The 16,208-nt window shown below is 63.9% G+C and carries 20 protein-coding genes; 13 read left to right on the forward strand and 7 right to left on the reverse strand.

Annotation, left to right across the window (positions count from 1 at the left end; all coding sequences use genetic code 11):
- Window positions 1-20 precede the first annotated feature (20 nt).
- Window positions 21-386, reverse strand: a complete 366-nt coding sequence (locus tag FJ946_RS09045; protein ID WP_140524551.1) for a RidA family protein — start codon at window positions 384-386, stop codon at window positions 21-23.
- 212 nt (window positions 387-598) lie between these two features.
- On the opposite strand from FJ946_RS09045, the gene FJ946_RS09050 reads away from it, so the two are divergent.
- The gene (locus FJ946_RS09050) at window positions 599-1,084 is read left to right on the forward strand and encodes a hypothetical protein (RefSeq protein WP_140492097.1); all 486 of its coding nucleotides are present in this window, start codon (window positions 599-601) and stop codon (window positions 1,082-1,084) included.
- Window positions 1,085-1,131: 47 nt separating this feature from the next.
- On the opposite strand, the gene FJ946_RS09055 is transcribed toward FJ946_RS09050, so the two are convergent.
- Window positions 1,132-1,767, reverse strand: a complete 636-nt coding sequence (locus FJ946_RS09055) for an isoprenylcysteine carboxylmethyltransferase family protein (protein WP_140492100.1) — start codon at window positions 1,765-1,767, stop codon at window positions 1,132-1,134.
- A gap of 261 nt (window positions 1,768-2,028) precedes the next feature.
- Here FJ946_RS09055 and FJ946_RS09060 point away from each other — a divergent pair, with 261 nt between their 5' ends.
- The 5 genes from FJ946_RS09060 (at window position 2,029) to FJ946_RS09080 (ending at window position 5,725) form a co-directional block, all read left to right on the forward strand.
- On the forward strand, window positions 2,029-2,286 hold the full coding sequence (locus FJ946_RS09060; RefSeq protein ID WP_140492103.1) for a hypothetical protein: 258 nt from the start codon (window positions 2,029-2,031) through the stop codon (window positions 2,284-2,286).
- Window positions 2,287-2,318: 32 nt separating this feature from the next.
- The gene (locus tag FJ946_RS09065; RefSeq protein WP_140492106.1) at window positions 2,319-3,116 is read left to right on the forward strand and encodes a hypothetical protein; all 798 of its coding nucleotides are present in this window, start codon (window positions 2,319-2,321) and stop codon (window positions 3,114-3,116) included.
- A 103-nt stretch (window positions 3,117-3,219) separates the two neighbouring features.
- Window positions 3,220-3,903 carry a winged helix-turn-helix domain-containing protein gene (locus tag FJ946_RS09070; RefSeq protein ID WP_140492109.1) on the forward strand — a complete coding sequence of 228 codons (684 nt, stop codon included), beginning with the start codon at window positions 3,220-3,222 and terminating at the stop codon, window positions 3,901-3,903.
- Window positions 3,900-5,270, forward strand: a complete 1,371-nt coding sequence (locus tag FJ946_RS09075; protein ID WP_140563898.1) for an ATP-binding protein — start codon at window positions 3,900-3,902, stop codon at window positions 5,268-5,270. The genes FJ946_RS09070 and FJ946_RS09075 overlap by 4 nt, the downstream gene beginning before the upstream one ends.
- Before the next feature lie 200 nt (window positions 5,271-5,470).
- Window positions 5,471-5,725, forward strand: coding sequence for a DUF1344 domain-containing protein (locus FJ946_RS09080; protein ID WP_140492115.1), 255 nt, complete (start codon window positions 5,471-5,473; stop codon window positions 5,723-5,725).
- 45 nt (window positions 5,726-5,770) lie between these two features.
- On the opposite strand, the gene FJ946_RS09085 is transcribed toward FJ946_RS09080, so the two are convergent.
- Window positions 5,771-6,199 carry an Lrp/AsnC family transcriptional regulator gene (locus FJ946_RS09085; protein WP_140492118.1) on the reverse strand — a complete coding sequence of 143 codons (429 nt, stop codon included), beginning with the start codon at window positions 6,197-6,199 and terminating at the stop codon, window positions 5,771-5,773.
- A gap of 126 nt (window positions 6,200-6,325) precedes the next feature.
- On the opposite strand from FJ946_RS09085, the gene FJ946_RS09090 reads away from it, so the two are divergent.
- The 5 genes from FJ946_RS09090 (at window position 6,326) to FJ946_RS09110 (ending at window position 10,127) form a co-directional block, all read left to right on the forward strand.
- The gene (locus FJ946_RS09090) at window positions 6,326-7,429 is read left to right on the forward strand and encodes a saccharopine dehydrogenase family protein (RefSeq protein ID WP_140563899.1); all 1,104 of its coding nucleotides are present in this window, start codon (window positions 6,326-6,328) and stop codon (window positions 7,427-7,429) included.
- A 110-nt stretch (window positions 7,430-7,539) separates the two neighbouring features.
- Window positions 7,540-7,923: a RidA family protein gene (locus tag FJ946_RS09095; protein WP_140524557.1), complete on the forward strand. Its 384-nt coding sequence runs from the start codon at window positions 7,540-7,542 to the stop codon at window positions 7,921-7,923.
- A gap of 13 nt (window positions 7,924-7,936) precedes the next feature.
- Window positions 7,937-8,287, forward strand: a complete 351-nt coding sequence (locus tag FJ946_RS09100; protein WP_140524558.1) for a VOC family protein — start codon at window positions 7,937-7,939, stop codon at window positions 8,285-8,287.
- 249 nt (window positions 8,288-8,536) lie between these two features.
- On the forward strand, window positions 8,537-9,640 hold the full coding sequence (gene leuB, locus FJ946_RS09105; RefSeq protein ID WP_140514043.1) for a 3-isopropylmalate dehydrogenase: 1,104 nt from the start codon (window positions 8,537-8,539) through the stop codon (window positions 9,638-9,640).
- Between the two features lie 4 nt (window positions 9,641-9,644).
- Window positions 9,645-10,127 (forward strand): GNAT family N-acetyltransferase, encoded by a 483-nt coding sequence (locus FJ946_RS09110; protein WP_140563900.1) that lies wholly within the window; start codon window positions 9,645-9,647, stop codon window positions 10,125-10,127.
- Here FJ946_RS09110 and FJ946_RS09115 read toward each other — a convergent pair.
- The 3 genes from FJ946_RS09115 to FJ946_RS09125 all read right to left on the reverse strand — a co-directional run bounded on the left by FJ946_RS09115 (window position 10,117) and on the right by FJ946_RS09125 (window position 13,553).
- Window positions 10,117-10,788, reverse strand: a complete 672-nt coding sequence (locus FJ946_RS09115; protein WP_140514041.1) for a DUF805 domain-containing protein — start codon at window positions 10,786-10,788, stop codon at window positions 10,117-10,119. The two genes, FJ946_RS09110 and FJ946_RS09115, sit on opposite strands and share 11 nt — an antisense overlap.
- A gap of 72 nt (window positions 10,789-10,860) precedes the next feature.
- Window positions 10,861-11,574 (reverse strand): DUF805 domain-containing protein, encoded by a 714-nt coding sequence (locus tag FJ946_RS09120; protein ID WP_140492138.1) that lies wholly within the window; start codon window positions 11,572-11,574, stop codon window positions 10,861-10,863.
- 116 nt (window positions 11,575-11,690) lie between these two features.
- The gene (locus tag FJ946_RS09125; RefSeq protein ID WP_140559210.1) at window positions 11,691-13,553 is read right to left on the reverse strand and encodes a DEAD/DEAH box helicase; all 1,863 of its coding nucleotides are present in this window, start codon (window positions 13,551-13,553) and stop codon (window positions 11,691-11,693) included.
- Between the two features lie 463 nt (window positions 13,554-14,016).
- Here FJ946_RS09125 and FJ946_RS09135 point away from each other — a divergent pair, with 463 nt between their 5' ends.
- The gene (locus FJ946_RS09135) at window positions 14,017-15,051 is read left to right on the forward strand and encodes an aspartate-semialdehyde dehydrogenase (protein WP_140492147.1); all 1,035 of its coding nucleotides are present in this window, start codon (window positions 14,017-14,019) and stop codon (window positions 15,049-15,051) included.
- Between the two features lie 173 nt (window positions 15,052-15,224).
- Here the strand turns inward: FJ946_RS09135 and FJ946_RS09140 are convergent, their stop codons facing one another.
- Entirely contained in the window at window positions 15,225-15,632 is a 408-nt protein-coding gene (locus FJ946_RS09140; protein WP_140524566.1) for an ACT domain-containing protein, read from the reverse strand.
- 276 nt (window positions 15,633-15,908) lie between these two features.
- Between FJ946_RS09140 and FJ946_RS09145 the strand changes: the two genes are divergently transcribed.
- Window positions 15,909-16,172, forward strand: coding sequence for a glycine zipper domain-containing protein (locus FJ946_RS09145; protein WP_140492153.1), 264 nt, complete (start codon window positions 15,909-15,911; stop codon window positions 16,170-16,172).
- The last annotated feature ends 36 nt before the right edge of the window (window positions 16,173-16,208 follow it).

The following is a 16,208-nucleotide window of genomic DNA, read 5'->3' on the forward strand; positions in this document are numbered from 1 at the left end:
TCCATCCTCGCCGACGGCCGTCAGAGCGGCCGGTAGGCGACGGCTTCCACTTCGATCTTGATGTCGATCATCAGCCGCGATTCGACCGTGGTGCGGGCCGGCGGGTTCTTCGGGAAATGCCTGGCATAGACGGCGTTGAAGGCGCCGAAGTCGCGCGCGTCCTCCAGCCAGACGGTGGTCTTGACCACATCGTCCATGGTGCAGCCGGCCAGCGCCAGCGCCGCCTTGACGTTGGAAAGCACCTGCTCCGTCTGTTCGGATATGCCGCCCCTGACCACGATGCCGTCGCCGCCGACCGGCACCTGGCCCGAGATATAGACGAAGTCGCCGGCCCGCACCGCGGGTGACAGCGGGACATGCGACGTTCCAAAACATTGCTTGGGCAAGAGCGGACCTCCTCTGATGCTATGACGGGACACGGTGGGAGCGCCCGCTTCGGCCGAGATTTACCCCGATCGAGGCGATCCCGATAGAGGTCTTGTTGGAAAGCAACATTCCTGGAAATCCATGTTGCTTTATTACAGAAGCGCTTGCATCGTGCGCGCTCGCCGGCCGGGCTTGAAACGGACGGGCGCATTTCCAGAGCGGAGAACCGAGAATGACCTTCGACAAGAACCCGTTTCCATCAGGTGATGCCGACCGCCACGCCCTCTGGGAGATGCTGGTGCGGCGCGACATCGATGCCTTCATCGGTCAGGACTGGTCCATGGTCGAGGACGATTTTGTCGCCGAAAGCTTCTTCGGCATGCACGCGCATTTTCTTGCCAACGCCGACGCCTGGCGGCTGCAGTTCCCGCGGCTGGAGATCTATCGCGACGAGTGGCTCCGCCAGGCCAAGGAAACGGCGGCGACCAAATTCGCCGAGCCGCTGCGCGAGGCGCTGTTCCGCGTCACCAACCTGCGCGACATCGATGTCGACGGCGACCGCGCCGTGCTGCACAAGAAATTCGACGGCACCGTCGCCAAGGCGGATGGCGGCGTCGATCGGCTGAAATGGCAGACGCTGTATTTCTGCAGGAAGGTCGGCGGCAGCTGGAAGATCGCGGGCTTCGTCGGCTACATGCCCTATCCGCTGGGAGGCTGATAGCGCCTGTTGTCGAGGGCGGTCGGTTTTTGCAACCGATCCGACGATCAGTAGAGCGTCACGAAGGCCGGGAACAGCAGCCCGCTCTCCCGGAGATATTCGATCAGCTCGATGGCCGGGAAAATGGCCAGGAAATAGAGCCCGTCATAGAAGGTGCGCTTCAGCGCGCGCGTCGAGAATTGCAACTCGTCATTGTCGCGGTAGAGCAGCGGGTTCGGCCAGAAGCGCGGCGTGGCCTTGGTGTAGGCGAGATAGGCCGGGCCGAATTTGCCCAGGAGGTATTCGGCTTCCTTGCGCGCCGTGACGCGGAAGATGAGGAAGCTGGCAGCGCCCAGCGCCACGGCCGCCAGAACCGAGCCGTAGAGCAGTCCGATACCGACAGCGCCCACCGTCGAGAAGAAATAGAGCGGGTTCTGACTTATCGAGAACGGTCCGATCGAGACCAGTTCCTCGTTTTTCTTGCCGCCGACATAGAGGATGCTCCAGAGCCGGCCGGCGACGCAGGCGAGCACCAGACAGAAGCCGAGGAATTCGAGCGTCTCGTGGCCTTGCGAGCCCTCGTTGAGCCCAGGCTTGGTGAGGAACAGAAGCAGGACCGCGAACACCGCCGCCACTCGCACGAAAATCAGCCGTTTGCGCTGGACGAAGGCCTCTGAGACCGGCTTGAGGGAAGCGTAGGTCATTCGTGTTTTCCTGGGGCGCTGGCGAGGCCCGCGTGCACTCGGGCACGCCATTGATGGCGGATACAAGGCAATCGCTTTCTATCAAAGCAGCGCACGACGTTCGTAAAGCCTTTTTGCGCCAACCAGGTCCAACCTTACGAATTTGTATGCCGGCGGACAGGCTGGAGTGAAGTCGCTTCCATATCATTGCGATGCCGGTCCGCCATGGGCCGACATCAACTATGGCCGCCGGACCACCGGCATCGGACAGGGACTGGTTTCATGAGAAGATTTGCACTTGCCATTGCGGTGGGCAGCCTCGCTGTCTCGGCTTCGATCTCGCCCGTTTTCGCCGCCACCGCACCTTGCGAGGACACACTGAAGGCTCTTCGCGCGGCGGAGGCTACGGTTAAGCTCGGCGCCTCCGACAAGGCGAAGGTCTCGGAACTGGAGACCCAGGGCATCGAACGCTGCAATGCCGACGATGATAAGCGCGCCGACGACTTCTTCGCCCAGGCCATGAAGGTCATAGGCAAGTAAGTCCGCGAATCACAAACCGCAGGACATCCGCCATGCTCACTTCCAACGCGCAAAAGCCCGCCGGATCGACCCACAACAGGGTCCCGGACGTCACCGCCGATTTCTGGCTGATCAAGCTGATGGCGGTGACCATGGGCGAGACGGCGGCTGACTATCTCGCCGTCAACCTTGGCCTTGGGCTGACCGCCACGTCGTTGATCATGACCGGCGTCCTAGTCGTTGCCCTTGCCCTCCAGTTCGCCCAGAAACGCTACGTGCCCTGGGCTTACTGGCTGGCGGTGGTGCTGATCAGCGTCGTCGGCACGCTGATATCAGATAATCTGGTCGACAATTTCGGCGTGCGTCTCGAAACGACCACGATCGCCTTCACCGTCATGCTCGCCGCCACATTCGCTGTTTGGTATGCAAGCGAGCGGACGCTGTCGATCCACACCATCTTCACCACCCGGCGCGAGATCTTCTACTGGCTGGCGATCCTGTTCACCTTCTCGCTCGGCACCGCCGCCGGCGATCTCGTCGCCGAGAGCTTCGACATGGGCTACCTGACGACCGGCCTGCTGTTCGGCGGCGTAATCGCGGTCATCGCGGGTGCCTATTACCTGCTTCATCTGGACGGCATTCTCGCCTTCTGGCTCGCCTATATCCTGACGCGGCCACTTGGCGCCTCCTTCGGCGATCTGCTGTCGCAGCCAGTCGAATATGGCGGCCTCGGTTTCGGCACCACCTTCACCAGCCTGATCTTCCTCGGCTGCATCATTGCCCTGGTTCTCTACATGACGCTGAAGAAGACCGCAGACGATGCCGACGAGATCTTGCTGGAATCGGACTGACGCCGGACAAGCGCAGCCGAGCTTGCCGGCCACGTGCCATCCTAGGAACGGACCCACGCCGGTGCTAGCCTGTTCCCAACATCGGCAATCAACCGGAACAGCGATGCGACTTCTTCTTGTCGAGGATGACCACAGGACGGCTGACTACATCGTCAGGGGCCTGACCGAGGCCGGCCATGTCTGCGACCTATTGCGCAACGGGCACGACGCGCTCTTCGCCGCGACCAGCGGCGGCTATGACGTGATCGTGGCCGACCGGATGATCCCAGGCCTCGACGGCCTGTCGATGGTTAAGGCGGTCCGTGCGGCGGGCGTGCGCACGCCGGCGATCTTTCTCACGTCCGTCGGCGGCATCGACGACCGTGTCGAGGGCCTCGAGGCTGGCGGCGACGACTATCTGGTCAAGCCTTTCGCCTTTTCCGAATTGCTTGCCCGCATCAATGCGCTCGGCCGCAGGCCGGCCGCACTGGAGCAGAAGACCGTTCTGCGGGTAGCCGACCTCGAAATGGACCTGATCATGCGCCGCGTTGCCAGGCAGGGCCAGCCGATCGACCTGCAACCGCGTGAGTTCAGCCTGTTGGAAGTGCTGATGCGCGGCGAGGGCCGGGTGATCACCCGCACCATGCTCCTGGAGCGCGTCTGGGATTTCCATTTCGATCCCAGGACCAGCGTCGTCGAGACCCATATCAGCCGCTTGCGGGCCAAGATCGACAGGCCTTTCGAAACCCAGCTCATCCATACGGTCCGCAATACCGGCTACAGCCTGCACGCACCGCTTTCACCATGACCGCGACATGGTCCCGGCTGCCGCGCAGCACGCCGTTCCGGCTCGCCTTGACGTTCGCCTTCCTGTTCATGCTGGCTTTCGTGCTGTCCGGCGCCATCGTCTACCGGATGATGAGCGCCGATCTTGCGGGACGGCTCGACGAAACCATCAGGGAAACCTACTCGGTCGTCGCCGCAACGTATACCGAGAGCGACCTCGAGGACCTGATCGCCACGGTCGAGAGTCATTCGCAGCTCAGCTCCAAGAAGGAACAGCTCTTTTCGCTGACCGACGCGGCCGGCAACCGTCTGGCCGGCAACTTCACCGCGGCTGGAGTTCCCGACGGGTTCTCGATGCTCGACGCAAAAATGCCCGGTGTGCCGGCCGGTGCCCAATACCGTGCCTATTCCGGCTCGATTGGCGGCAACAATCTGACGATCGCCTTCAGCCTGTCCGAGACGGAGGAACTGGAAACTATCATACTGATGAGCTTCGGCTGGGCGACGCTGATCATCGCCGGGCTGGCGGTGGCCGGCGGCGCCTTGCTCGCCTCGCGCGTTCAGCGCCGGCTCGACGGCATTGCCGCCACTATGGTGGATGTCTCGCATGGCCGGCTGGATACCCGCATTCCACTGACCGGCAATGGCGACGACATCGACGTCGTGTCCAATCAGGTCAATGCGGCTCTTGATCGTCTGTCGGCGCTGGTCGAAGGCATGAAGCAGGTCAGCGCCGACATTGCGCACGATCTGAAGACGCCGCTCAATCGGCTGCAGATGATTCTGGAGGGCGCGGCCGACAAGGCGGCGCAGGATCAGGATGTCTCCGGCGACCTGGCCGACGCGCGCGCGGAGGGTCACCAGATCAACGAGACCTTTGACGCGCTGCTTAGAATTGCACAGATCGAGGCTGGCGCGCGCAAGGCGCGCTTTACCGATGTCGATCTCGGCGAGATTCTGCAAACCATCGCCGAGATCTACACCGAGGTGGCAGAGGACGACTGCAAGTCGCTGTCGTCGCAGCGGCTGGACGGGACGACGGACCGGGTCCATGGCGATCGCGAGCTGCTGATGCAGATGTTCGCCAACCTGGTCGAGAATGCGCTGCGCCATTGCCCGCCCGGCACCGCGATCAAATTGTCGGCCGAACGCCGGGACGAGCATATCCTGGCCAGAGTCGCCGACAACGGTCCTGGCATCCCGGCGTACGAGCGTGAAAAAGTGTTCCAGCGGCTCTACCGGCTGGACCACAGCCGCTCGACGCCAGGCAGCGGCCTCGGCCTCAGCCTCGTTAGGGCCATCGCCGACCTGCACGGCGCATCGATCACGCTTGAGGACTGCCGGCCGGGTCTCGCCGTGATGGTGAGTTTCCCGCTGGCGTCGGGTTAGCCGGCGATAGACCTGGATCCTCTGTCCGTCATCCCGGTCTTACGGATCCGTAAGGCGCCGGCCAGCTGCCCGACAACTCGCCTCGCTAGGATCGACCGATCTTCTCTCGATCCGGGGGAAGCGGGGCGGCAACTGTAATCGTTCCGACCCCTCGATGCCGAACCACTTCGGCACCACAACAAGCGTTAGGAGAAAAGACCATGAGGAAATTCGTCATCGCCGCCGCGACAGTGCTGGCGGCCGCATCCTCGACGGCAGCCCTTGCAAGGACGGTTACCAGCACCATCGTCAATGTCGATGCAAAGGGCGACGCCATCACGCTGGCCGACGGCAAGACGCTGAACCTGCCGGAGGGCATAGAGGTCGAGACGCTGAAGCCCGGCAAGAAGGTGATCGTCACCTATTCGACGAAATCCGGCAAATCGCTGGTCTCGAACATCCAGCCTGCCAAGTAAAGGCGGCACGACCGGGCCGCCTGCGGCCCGGTTTTTCACCGGTGATCACCGATCGATCCGCGTCGACAGGATGATCGACGACGATGTCCGTTCGACGCCTTCGAGGGCGCCGATCTGGTCGAGCAGCGTGTCCAGGTCCTTGATCGACGGCGCGTCGGCGATGACGATCATGTCGAAATTGCCGCTCACCGAATGCAGCGTCCTGACCGGCGCCAGGGCGCGCAGGCTGCGCACCACCTTGTCGGCGAGCTTGGGCGTCACGGTGAGCAGCACATGCGCCCGCACCAGTCCCTGTTCATAATCGGGCGCAAGCTTGACGCCGTAGCCGGCTATGATGCCGCGCTGCTCCAGCCGTTCGATGCGGCTCTGCACCGTGGTGCGCGACACGCCGAGCCGGCGCGCCAGCGCGGCGGTCGAGGCGCGGGCGTTCTCGCGCAGCAGGGCAAGCAGGGCCTGGTCGGCATCACTCAGCATTTCAACGAACCTGGTCGGCATATTGATAGAAACTGTGCTTCATTTCGCATAATTCCACGCTTCCTTTCGTCCGGCAAGCCGCGATTGTAGCGGGACAAATCAACTGTCGGGCGAGGGAACCGGGTCATGAAGAAAATTGTTGTCGTCGGCGCCGGCAAGATCGGCTCGACCATTGCCGAGATGCTGTTTTCAACCAGGGACTATCATGTCACCCTCGTCGACCGCTCGGCCGCGCAGCTTGCCGCGGCTGAATTGCCTGACGGAGTAGAGACGCTCGAACTCGACATCGCGGCCGCGGGCACGCTGGAAGCTGCGCTCGCCGGAAAATTCGCGGTGCTCAGCGCCGCTCCCTTCCATCTGACCACGCGCATCGCCGAAGCTGCCGCAAGCGCCGACGTGCATTATCTCGATCTCACGGAGGACGTCGTCTCGACCCGGCGCGTGAAGGAACTGGCGCGTTCGACCAACAGCGCCTTCATCCCGCAATGCGGGCTGGCGCCGGGCTTCATCTCGATCGTCGCCAACGATCTCGCCAGCCGTTTCGACACGCTGGAAAGCGTGCGCATGCGGGTCGGCGCGCTGCCGCAATATCCCTCGAACGCGCTGAACTACAATCTGACCTGGAGCACCGACGGCGTCATCAACGAATATTGCGAGCCCTGCGAGGCGATCGTCGAGGGCGAGCTGGTCGAGGTGCCGCCGCTGGAGGAGCGCGAGGAATTCTCGCTCGACGGGGTAACCTACGAGGCCTTCAACACCTCGGGCGGGCTCGGCACTTTGGCCGAGACGCTGAAGGGCAAGGTGCGCACGCTCAACTATCGCACCATCCGCTATCCCGGCCACGCCGCCATCATGAAGGCGCTGCTCAACGATCTCGGCCTGCGTCACCGCCGAGAGGTGTTGAAGGACATTTTCGAAAGCGCGCTGCCAGCGACGCTGCAGGACGTGGTCATCGTCTTCGTCACCGTCTCGGGGCGCAAGAACGGCCGCCTGCTGCAGGAGACCTACGCCAACAAGATCTATTCGAAGCGGGTCGGCCAGACGGTGCGCAGCGCCATCCAGATCACCACGGCATCCGGAATCTGCGCCGTGCTCGACATGCTGGCCGACGGTACCTTGCCGGCGACCGGCTTCGTCAAGCAGGAGGACATCGCGCTCGACGCCTTCCTCGCCAACCGCTTCGGCCGGGCCTACGCCCAGCACGAGATGGTCAGCCGGCTGGCGAGCTGAGGCCCAGCGGACGATCAAGGTCATCGGGACAACGGCCAGCTCCGTCTGGCCTATGGCCGCGCGAGGCTTTTGCCCGCAAAGTGGTTGCGAACACCCCTTGCGAGGATGCCATGCGAAAGCTGATCTCCACCGGTTCGCCCTTCGAGAAGACCGCCGGCTATTCGCGCGCCGTGGTGCAGGGCGACTGGTGTTTCGTGTCCGGAACGACCGGCTACGACTATGCCTCGATGACGATGCCGGAAACGGTCGAGGCGCAGACGCGCAATTGCCTGGCAACCATCGCCAGTGCCTTGCGGGACGGCGGCTTCGACATGGAAGATGTGGTGCGCGCGCATTACTATATCACCGACCAGGCCTTCGTCGACGTGGTGTTCCCCATTCTCGGCGAAGCGTTCGGCGAGATCAGGCCGGCGGCAACGATGATCGTGTGCCAGCTCAACAGACCGGAGATGAAGATCGAAATCGAGGTGACGGCGCTTCGGCGCACAGACTGAGGAGGCCAATGCCATGGCAGTGCGGCGTATCGTAGCCAATATCGAAACAAAGGACGCGGCATCGGCGAGGCGCTTCTACCATGACGTGCTCGGCCTCGATATGCTCATGGATCAAGGCTGGATCGTCACCTACGGGTCCGAGGAAAGGATGCAGGTACAGGTCAGCTTCATGGCGCAAGGCGGGTCGGGCACGCCGGTGCCGGACCTGTCGATCGAGGTCGACGACGTTGATGCCGCACTCGACGCCATGAAGGCAGCCGGCTTCGCCATCGAATACGGGCCGGCCGACGAGCCCTGGGGCGTGCGGCGCTTCTATGTGCGCGACCCTTTCAACCGGCTGGTCAACATTCTCTCGCATCGGTGAAACATCTGCAAAGCGCCGAGGCGACTGCTGACCTGGACATGCTGGCGGGACAGCGCCCCCCTCTGGCCTGGCGGCCATCTCCCCCTCAAGGGGGGAGATTACGCACTTAGCCGCCTTCGCCAATTGTTCTTCCTTGCGTAGCAACCGCTTGGCGGTTAGCAAGGCCGCGGTCGCACAGCGCCGCGCGCCTCATTGGCGCGCGAAGGATGCTGTGCAAATCGAAACGCATTCTTTCTGGGACGGCTCTCCATGGCTTCGAAACATCTCTTCCTGCTTCCCGGCGACGGCATCGGCCCCGAGGCCATGGCCGAGGTCAAGAAGCTGATAGCGGCCATGAACGAGAAGCTCGGCAGCGGCTTCGCCACCGACGAGGGGCTGGTCGGCGGCTGCGCCTACGATGCACATGGTGCCGCGATTTCCGATGCCGACATGGAAAAGGCTGTTGCCGCCGACGCCGTGCTGTTCGGGGCCGTCGGCGGTCCGAAATGGGATGCCGTGCCTTACGAGGTTCGCCCCGAGGCCGGCCTGCTGCGCCTGCGCAAGGACATGGAGCTGTTTGCCAATCTCAGGCCCGCGATCTGCTATCCGGCGCTGGCGGCGTCCTCCTCGCTGAAGCAAGAGGTGGTCGAAGGCCTCGACATATTGATCGTGCGCGAACTGACCGGCGGCGTCTATTTCGGCGAGCCCAAGCAGATCATCGATCTCGGCAACGGCCAGAAGCGCGGCATCGACACCCAGGTCTACGACACATTCGAGATCGAGCGCATTTCGGGCGTCGCCTTCGAATTGGCGCGCACGCGCAAGAACCATGTCACCTCGATGGAAAAGCGCAACGTCATGAAGTCCGGCGTGTTGTGGAACGAGGTCGTCACCCAGACCCACAAGGCCCGATATTCCGACGTCAAGCTCGACCACATGCTGGCCGATGCCGGCGGCATGCAACTGGTGCGCTGGCCCAAGCAGTTCGACGTCATCGTCACCGATAACCTGTTCGGCGACATGCTGTCCGATATCGCCGCCATGCTGACCGGCTCGATCGGCATGCTGCCTTCCGCCTCGCTCGGCGCGCCTGATGCCAAGACCAAGAAGCGCAAGGCGCTTTACGAGCCGGTGCACGGTTCGGCGCCCGATATCGCCGGCAAGGGCATCGCCAACCCGATCGCCATGATCGCTTCCTTCGCCATGTGCCTGCGCTATTCCTTCGCCATGGTCGATGAAGCCGACAAGCTCGAAGCGGCAATCGCCGCCGTGCTCGACGACGGGCTGCGCACCAAGGACATCCTCTCCGCCGGCATGACCGAGGTCGGCACCGTCGAGATGAGCGACGCGATCATCGCCAAGTTCCTGGGCTGAGCCCATGATGATCGCCGTCCGCTGGGCGACGACCGGCGACGCGACGGCGCTCGCCACGATGCTGTGCGAAATGGCGGTGTACTACCGGCAGCCGCCGCTCGACCACGAGCGCGCCTTGTCGGCGGCACGCAAATGGCTGGATGAGGAAAGCCCGGCCTATCCGCATTTCGCGCTGGCCTTCATCGGGGCCGAGATCAGCGGTCTGGCGTCGGTAGCGATCGCGCATCCCGGCATCGACCTCGAGCGGCTATTGTTCCTCAAGGATCTGTTCGTGCGCGACAAGGCTCGCAACGCTGGGGTCGGCCGGGCGCTGGTCGGCTTTCTCGCCGACCATTGCCGGCGCAACGGCATCGGCCGCATCGACCTGACCACCGAGGACTGGAACGAAGGCGCGCTGCGCTTCTACGACCGGCTTGGCGCCGAACGCCACGGCCAGAAGATCTTTCTCAGGCTTTCGGGCGAGGCGCTGGGGGCGGTCAGACCCTGACGCCCGCCGGCACCGGTCCCCAAGGATTTTCGCCCAGCTGAGGCGGCATAAGCCCGAAGACTAGCACGGCGATGCCGCCAATGAGCGGGACGAAGCAAAGCAGGGCAAACCAGCCGCTCAGGCCGGCGTCATGCGCACGCCGTACGAGGAGCGCAATGCAAGGCAGGATCAATCCCGAAAAGAAAACCAGTAGGGGTATGAACCCTATGAACCCCATCGGCGTCCTGTCCGCGTTGGTTTCGAAGCCGTTGATCGCCAGTTCAACAAGTATCCCGAAGCCGAAAAGCGCGAGCACCCCGAGGGTGTAGAATAGCCAGAAGGCCCAGAATTCCTTGCGGCGGGAGCGTCCGGTGAAATTACCATAATCCGCGATCACCGCGCGCCAGAAATAAGCCCACAGCCCTGTGGAGTAGGCGGGACGGCTTCGGGCAGAACGGCTGGTCTGCCGTGGCTGACTGGTGGTTGACGACGATGCGGCCGAGGCCGTGGCGACAATGTTGTGCGCCGTGCCGTCGCCCGGCTGGAACTCGACAAGGGTACCCTTGCCGAGGGGCAGTTCCAGGCTGAAATCGATACGGGAAAAGATGTAGCGTTTGCCGTCGGTTCCGTTGATGTAACCGTAGTCCTGGCCTTCGTCATAGTGGAACACTGTCCCGCGCATGCTCTGCCCCATTTCACATTGCGTCGCGAGACGCTACTTAAAGTTGCATGTAATTGCAATACGCACGCAGGGCTACGTTCTGGCGCCCGCCGGCACCGGTCCCCACTGGTTCTCCCGGGCCTGGGTCGGGATGAGCGCGAAGACCAGGATGATCAGGCTGCCGATGGTGGGGATCAGGATCACCAGGAAAAGCCAGCCGGTCAGGCCGATATCGTGCAGACGACGCACGGTCATGCCGAGGCCAGGCAGAAAGGTCGCAAGTAGGAAAAGGCCGAACAGGCCAATCGTCACCGCCGGCATTTCAGCGTCGTCGAGATTGCCCATCGCGGCATCGGCGAAAATGCCGATGCCGGTCACTGCCAGCAGCGCGACGAACCAGAACAGGCAATAGGCCCAGTATTCCTTGCGGCGGGCGCGGCCGGTGAAGTTGAAATAATTCTCGGTGATGCCGCGCCAGAAATAACCCCACAGGCCGGGCTCGGCCGGCCCGGTGCTGGCGGCGCGGCCAAAATGCCGCGGCTGTGCGATTTGAGCAGCGGAAGAGACGGACGCACCGGTTCGCGCATGGGCGCCGGCGGCCACGCCGGTTGGAGGCGCGGATTGGGCGCCGGCCGGGAAGATGTCGCGCGCCTGGCCGCCGCCGGGCTGGAATTCAACGGCCGTGCCTCGGGCAATTGCGATTTCGCGGCGCAGATCCTCACGCGCAAAAGTATAGCGCTCACCATCCGCCCCGGTGATGAAGCCGAAGCCCTGGGTCTCGTCATAGTGAAGAACTTCGCCGCGCATGCCCCGATCCCCCGAACGCCCGACCAGACTGTTCAAAGTTCCGGCGGATCGCAAGGGGCAGCATGAAAATGCGACGGCTGGCGCGGCAGCCATCGTGACGACATGGCCGGGAGATCTCAGCTCGGCCGCTTCTTCGCCTTCTTGGGTTTCGGCGGTCCGGCGTTGTCGAATTTCGGCTTGCCCGGCTTTTTCGCCCAGGGCTTCGCGTCAGATGCGGCGGGGCGCTGGTCGCCAGCCGGCGCGCGCTTCTCGAATTTGCGCTTCGGCGCGTTCGGGTCGAACGGCGCCTTGCCGCGATGCGGTTTCTTGTCCGGACTTGGCGGCTGGTAGCCGGCGCGCGACAGGTCCGGCATGCCGTCCAGCCGTTTCACCACGATGTTACCCTGCAATTTGCGGTCGGGACCAACGGCGGCGAGGAAACGGTCGGCCCAGTCGGCGGCGATCTGCACGAAGGTCTCTTCCGGCTGCATCTTGATGGCGCCGATCTCGCGCTTGGTGATGCTGCCGGTGCGGCACAGCATCGGAATCAGCCAGCGTGGCTCGGCATTCTGCCGGCGCCCGACCGACAGCGAAAACCAGACGCTGGCGCCGAAATCGTCGCGGCGGCTGGGCGCCTCGTCGCGGCGCGCGAAGTTTTCGCCCGCCGGTCTTTCACGCGACGGCGTGAACGGCGCGACGTCCATCAGATCCTCTGGCGCCGAGCGGCTCGAGCGGCACAGCCGCACGAAGGCGGCCGTCACCTGCTCGGCGCCGTGCTTGGCGAGAAGCGCGTCGATGAAGCCGCGTTCGTCGTCCTTCACCGGTTCGTCGAAGGCGGGATCGGCAAGGATGCGCTCGTCGTCGCGGCGGATCACGTCGTCGGCGGATGGCGGACTTGCCCATGTCGCGGTCAGCTTTGCGCTCGCCAGCAGGCGTTCAGTGCGCCTGCGGGCGCTGTTGGGCACGATCAGCGCGCTGACGCCCTTGCGACCCGCGCGTCCGGTGCGGCCGCTTCGGTGCAGCAGCGTTTCCGGGTTGGTCGGCAGGTCGGCGTGGATGACCAGCTCCAGATTGGGCAGGTCGATGCCGCGCGCCGCGACGTCGGTGGCGATGCAGACCTTGGCGCGGCCATCACGCATCGCCTGCAGCGCGTGGCTGCGTTCGTTCTGGCTGAGCTCGCCCGAGAGCGCGACGACGGAAAAATTGCGGTTGTTGAAGCGTGCGGTGAGATGGTTGACGGCGGCACGGGTGTTGCAGAACACCAGCGCGTTTTTCGCTTCGTAGAAACGCAGCACATTGATGATGGCGTTCTCGCGATCGGCCTGGGCGACGCTGAGCGCCCGGTATTCGATGTCGAGATGCTGCTTCTCCTCGCCGGCGGCCGAGATGCGCACGGCGTCACGTTGATAGCCCTGGGCGAGGGTTGCGATGGAGCGCGGCACGGTGGCCGAAAACATCAGCGTGCGGCGCTCGGCGGGGGCGGCGTCGAGGATGAATTCCAGGTCCTCGCGAAAACCGAGATCGAGCATCTCGTCGGCTTCGTCCAGCACCACCGCCTTCAGCGCCGACATGTCGAGCGAGTTCCGCGTGATGTGGTCGCGCAGCCGCCCGGGGGTGCCGACGACGATATGGGCGCCGCGCTCCAGCGCGCGCCGTTCGGTGCGCATGTCCATGCCGCCGACGCAGGAGGCGACCGTGGCGCCGGTCAGCTCGTAGAGCCATTCCAGTTCGCGCGTCACCTGCAGCGCCAGCTCGCGCGTCGGCGCCACCGCCAGCGCCAGCGGGGCCGCGGCATGGGCAAAGCGGTCGGCGCCGCCGAGGAGCGTCGGCGCCATGGCAAGGCCGAAGGCCACCGTCTTGCCGGAGCCGGTCTGCGCCGACACCAGCGCGTCGGCCTGGCCAAGTTCCAGGACCGCCTTCTGCACCGGCGTCAGTTCGGCATAGCCGCGTTTTTCCAGCGCCTTTGCCAGCGCAGGAACAAGTGCTTCGAAGTTGGACATCTCACTCTTTCGGAATTCAGGGCTTGCGCTCATCATGGAGCACATACAGGGCTGGCGCAGCGCCAGCCAGACGATCTCGCCCGTTCGTACTTGCTGGCGCCGCTCTTGTACAGGGCAGGCGGCACCGCCTTCCCTTCTCCCGCAAGGAGGGAAGGAAGAAACACCACTGATTGACTCCTGCCGCAAACCGCGTAAAAGCCCGCTTCGAACGGGATCGTTTTTCGATGCGCGGCCTTTTGATGGCTCTTCTTGCATTCGATGCCCCCAGCCGCAATGAGCATCATTGCGCCGGGCGTTTCGGCGCGTCCCCCCGTTCCAGCAAAGTAACGGCCAAAACCACCACCAAAACGGTGTGATTCCCTTGGCCTGACCACCCTCTCCCGGGTTCGGCCCGGGGGACGGAACCCGCACCTGGCCGGCGGGTTTTCTCCAACAACCAAGCGGAGAGGGATAGGAGATCTTTATGAGTTTCAAGGTTGCGGTAGTTGGCGCCACGGGCAATGTGGGCCGCGAAATGCTCAACATACTGGAAGAGCGCGGTTTTCCGGTCAGCGAAGTGGTGGCGCTTGCCTCGCGCCGCAGCCAGGGCACGGAAGTGTCGTTCGGCGACCGCACGCTGAAGGTCCGCGCACTCGACACCTACGACTTTTCCGACACCGACATCTGCATCATGTCGGCCGGCGGCAATGTCTCGAAGGAATGGTCACCCAAGATCGGCAAGCAGGGCTGCGTCGTCATCGACAATTCCTCGGCCTTCCGCTACGACGCCGACGTGCCGCTGATCGTCCCGGAAGTGAACCCGGATGCGATCTCGCTGTTCACCCGCAAGAACATCATCGCCAACCCGAACTGCTCGACGGCGCAGCTCGTCGTGGCGCTGAAGCCGCTGCATGACGCGGCCACCATCAAGCGCATCGTCGTGGCCACCTACCAGTCGGTGTCGGGCGCCGGCAAGGAAGGCATGGACGAGCTGTTCACGCAGACCCGCGCCGTGTTCGTCGCCGACCAGGTCGACGTCAAGAAGTTCACCAAGCGCATCGCCTTCAACGTGATCCCGCATATCGACGTTTTCCTCGATGACGGCTTCACCAAGGAAGAGTGGAAGATGGTCGCCGAGACCAAGAAGATGCTCGATCCCAAGATCAAGCTGACGGCGACCTGCGTGCGCGTGCCGGTGTTCATCGGCCATTCGGAAGCGGTCAACATCGAGTTCGAGAACCCGATCACCGCCGACGAGGCGCGCGACATCCTGCGCGAGGCGCCGGGCTGCCAGGTCTTGGACAAGCGCGAGGACGGCGGCTACATCACGCCGCTGGAATCGGCCGGCGAGGACGCCACCTTCATCTCGCGCATCCGCGAGGATTCGACCATCGACAACGGCCTGTCGATGTGGATCGTTTCCGACAATCTGCGCAAGGGCGCCGCCCTCAACGCAGTGCAGATCGCCGAACTGCTGGTCGAGCGCGGCCTGATCCAGCCGAAGAAGAAGGCAGCCTGACGGCTGTTTGGCTTTCGCTCGCGGGCCGCACCGCCGCTGCCGCGGCTGGCCCTCCGCGAGGCCGGACGACCGGCGGCCCGCAGTCGCGGGCTCGGCCTTCGGCCGTTAGCTCACCTTCCCCCCGTCCTTATATGGGGAGAAGGTGCCGGCAGGCGGATGAGGGGGGCGCCGGCCTATGTCCGATTTTCCGCCGCCAGTTCCCGCAGCAACCTCATCGCTTCCTCGGCCCGGTCGACCGGCACGAACAGATGGTCATGATAGAAGGCGGAGACGGGATTGACGCCCATGCCGGCGGCGGCGAGGCGTGCGGTGATGGCGGCGAGGAAGCCGACGGCTTCCAGCGACGAATGGATGTTCAGCGTTATCATGCGGCAGCGGAAAACGGCTTCCAGCCCGGCTGCCTGCGCCTCGTCTTCGGGCAGGATCAATGTCGTGCCTTCGCATTCGCGAAACAGCATGACCGCTTCGAGTCCTTCCGGAACCGATACACCCGCCGGCAGCGTGGCGAAGACATGGATGCCGGCAATCAATTGCGGCATCATCGACGCCAGCAATGTCTTCAGATCTGTCTCTCCGGCCATCTCGCCTGCTCTTGTCTGACGGGCCACGCCCGCCAGCTTTTCATATACGCGACCGAAGCGGGCCGATAGCCACGCCGGCGCGCTGCACGGACAACCCGGCGAGAGAACTGCGCTGCGACGTGAGAACATCAACGATTTCAAATGCTTGCCGGAGATCGGCATGGCCTTGGCAGGCGCGGCGAAGCACCGGCCTTCAATGTCTAGGGATCAAATCGGCCGCCTGGGAGTTAGGAACATGGCGGCGAGGACGGCGATCCCCGTGAGAGAGGAACGACAATGAAGAAAATCATGACCATTCTGGTGCTGACGGCAGCGCTTGGCGCCTGTTCGCAGACGGAAAAAGGCGCGGCCGTCGGCGGCCTGGGCGGAGCAGCGGTCGGCGCGGCGGTGGCGGGCGATCCCGTCCAGGGCGCCGTGGTCGGCGGCGCGGTCGGTGCCGTAGCCGGCGCGCTGATCGGGCGGGCCAGCGAACCGGGCCGCTGCCGTTATCGCGACAGCCGCGGCCATGTCTATGTCGATCGTTGCCCGAGCGGCTATTGAGCGGCAGCATCCGCACAATGAATTCGAAATAGAAAA

The organism is Mesorhizobium sp. B2-4-7 (genome assembly GCF_006442685.1).
Taxonomy (GTDB): domain Bacteria; phylum Pseudomonadota; class Alphaproteobacteria; order Rhizobiales; family Rhizobiaceae; genus Mesorhizobium.

Coding starts and splice junctions, on each gene's coding strand:
- FJ946_RS09120 (WP_140492138.1), bottom strand. CDS start 11,574: ATGCGCGGCGAAGTTCTTCACTATGACGAGACCCAGGGCTTCGGCTTC.
- FJ946_RS09065 (WP_140492106.1), top strand. CDS start 2,319: ATGCTCACTTCCAACGCGCAAAAGCCCGCCGGATCGACCCACAACAGG.
- FJ946_RS09095 (WP_140524557.1), top strand. CDS start 7,540: ATGCGAAAGCTGATCTCCACCGGTTCGCCCTTCGAGAAGACCGCCGGC.
- FJ946_RS09145 (WP_140492153.1), top strand. CDS start 15,909: ATGAAGAAAATCATGACCATTCTGGTGCTGACGGCAGCGCTTGGCGCC.
- FJ946_RS09090 (WP_140563899.1), top strand. CDS start 6,326: ATGAAGAAAATTGTTGTCGTCGGCGCCGGCAAGATCGGCTCGACCATT.
- FJ946_RS09100 (WP_140524558.1), top strand. CDS start 7,937: ATGGCAGTGCGGCGTATCGTAGCCAATATCGAAACAAAGGACGCGGCA.
- FJ946_RS09135 (WP_140492147.1), top strand. CDS start 14,017: ATGAGTTTCAAGGTTGCGGTAGTTGGCGCCACGGGCAATGTGGGCCGC.
- FJ946_RS09085 (WP_140492118.1), bottom strand. CDS start 6,199: ATGCTGAGTGATGCCGACCAGGCCCTGCTTGCCCTGCTGCGCGAGAAC.
- FJ946_RS09140 (WP_140524566.1), bottom strand. CDS start 15,632: ATGGCCGGAGAGACAGATCTGAAGACATTGCTGGCGTCGATGATGCCG.
- FJ946_RS09075 (WP_140563898.1), top strand. CDS start 3,900: ATGACCGCGACATGGTCCCGGCTGCCGCGCAGCACGCCGTTCCGGCTC.
- FJ946_RS09125 (WP_140559210.1), bottom strand. CDS start 13,553: ATGTCCAACTTCGAAGCACTTGTTCCTGCGCTGGCAAAGGCGCTGGAA.
- FJ946_RS09110 (WP_140563900.1), top strand. CDS start 9,645: ATGATGATCGCCGTCCGCTGGGCGACGACCGGCGACGCGACGGCGCTC.
- leuB (WP_140514043.1), top strand. CDS start 8,537: ATGGCTTCGAAACATCTCTTCCTGCTTCCCGGCGACGGCATCGGCCCC.
- FJ946_RS09080 (WP_140492115.1), top strand. CDS start 5,471: ATGAGGAAATTCGTCATCGCCGCCGCGACAGTGCTGGCGGCCGCATCC.
- FJ946_RS09050 (WP_140492097.1), top strand. CDS start 599: ATGACCTTCGACAAGAACCCGTTTCCATCAGGTGATGCCGACCGCCAC.
- FJ946_RS09060 (WP_140492103.1), top strand. CDS start 2,029: ATGAGAAGATTTGCACTTGCCATTGCGGTGGGCAGCCTCGCTGTCTCG.
- FJ946_RS09115 (WP_140514041.1), bottom strand. CDS start 10,788: ATGCGCGGGACAGTGTTCCACTATGACGAAGGCCAGGACTACGGTTAC.
- FJ946_RS09055 (WP_140492100.1), bottom strand. CDS start 1,767: ATGACCTACGCTTCCCTCAAGCCGGTCTCAGAGGCCTTCGTCCAGCGC.
- FJ946_RS09070 (WP_140492109.1), top strand. CDS start 3,220: ATGCGACTTCTTCTTGTCGAGGATGACCACAGGACGGCTGACTACATC.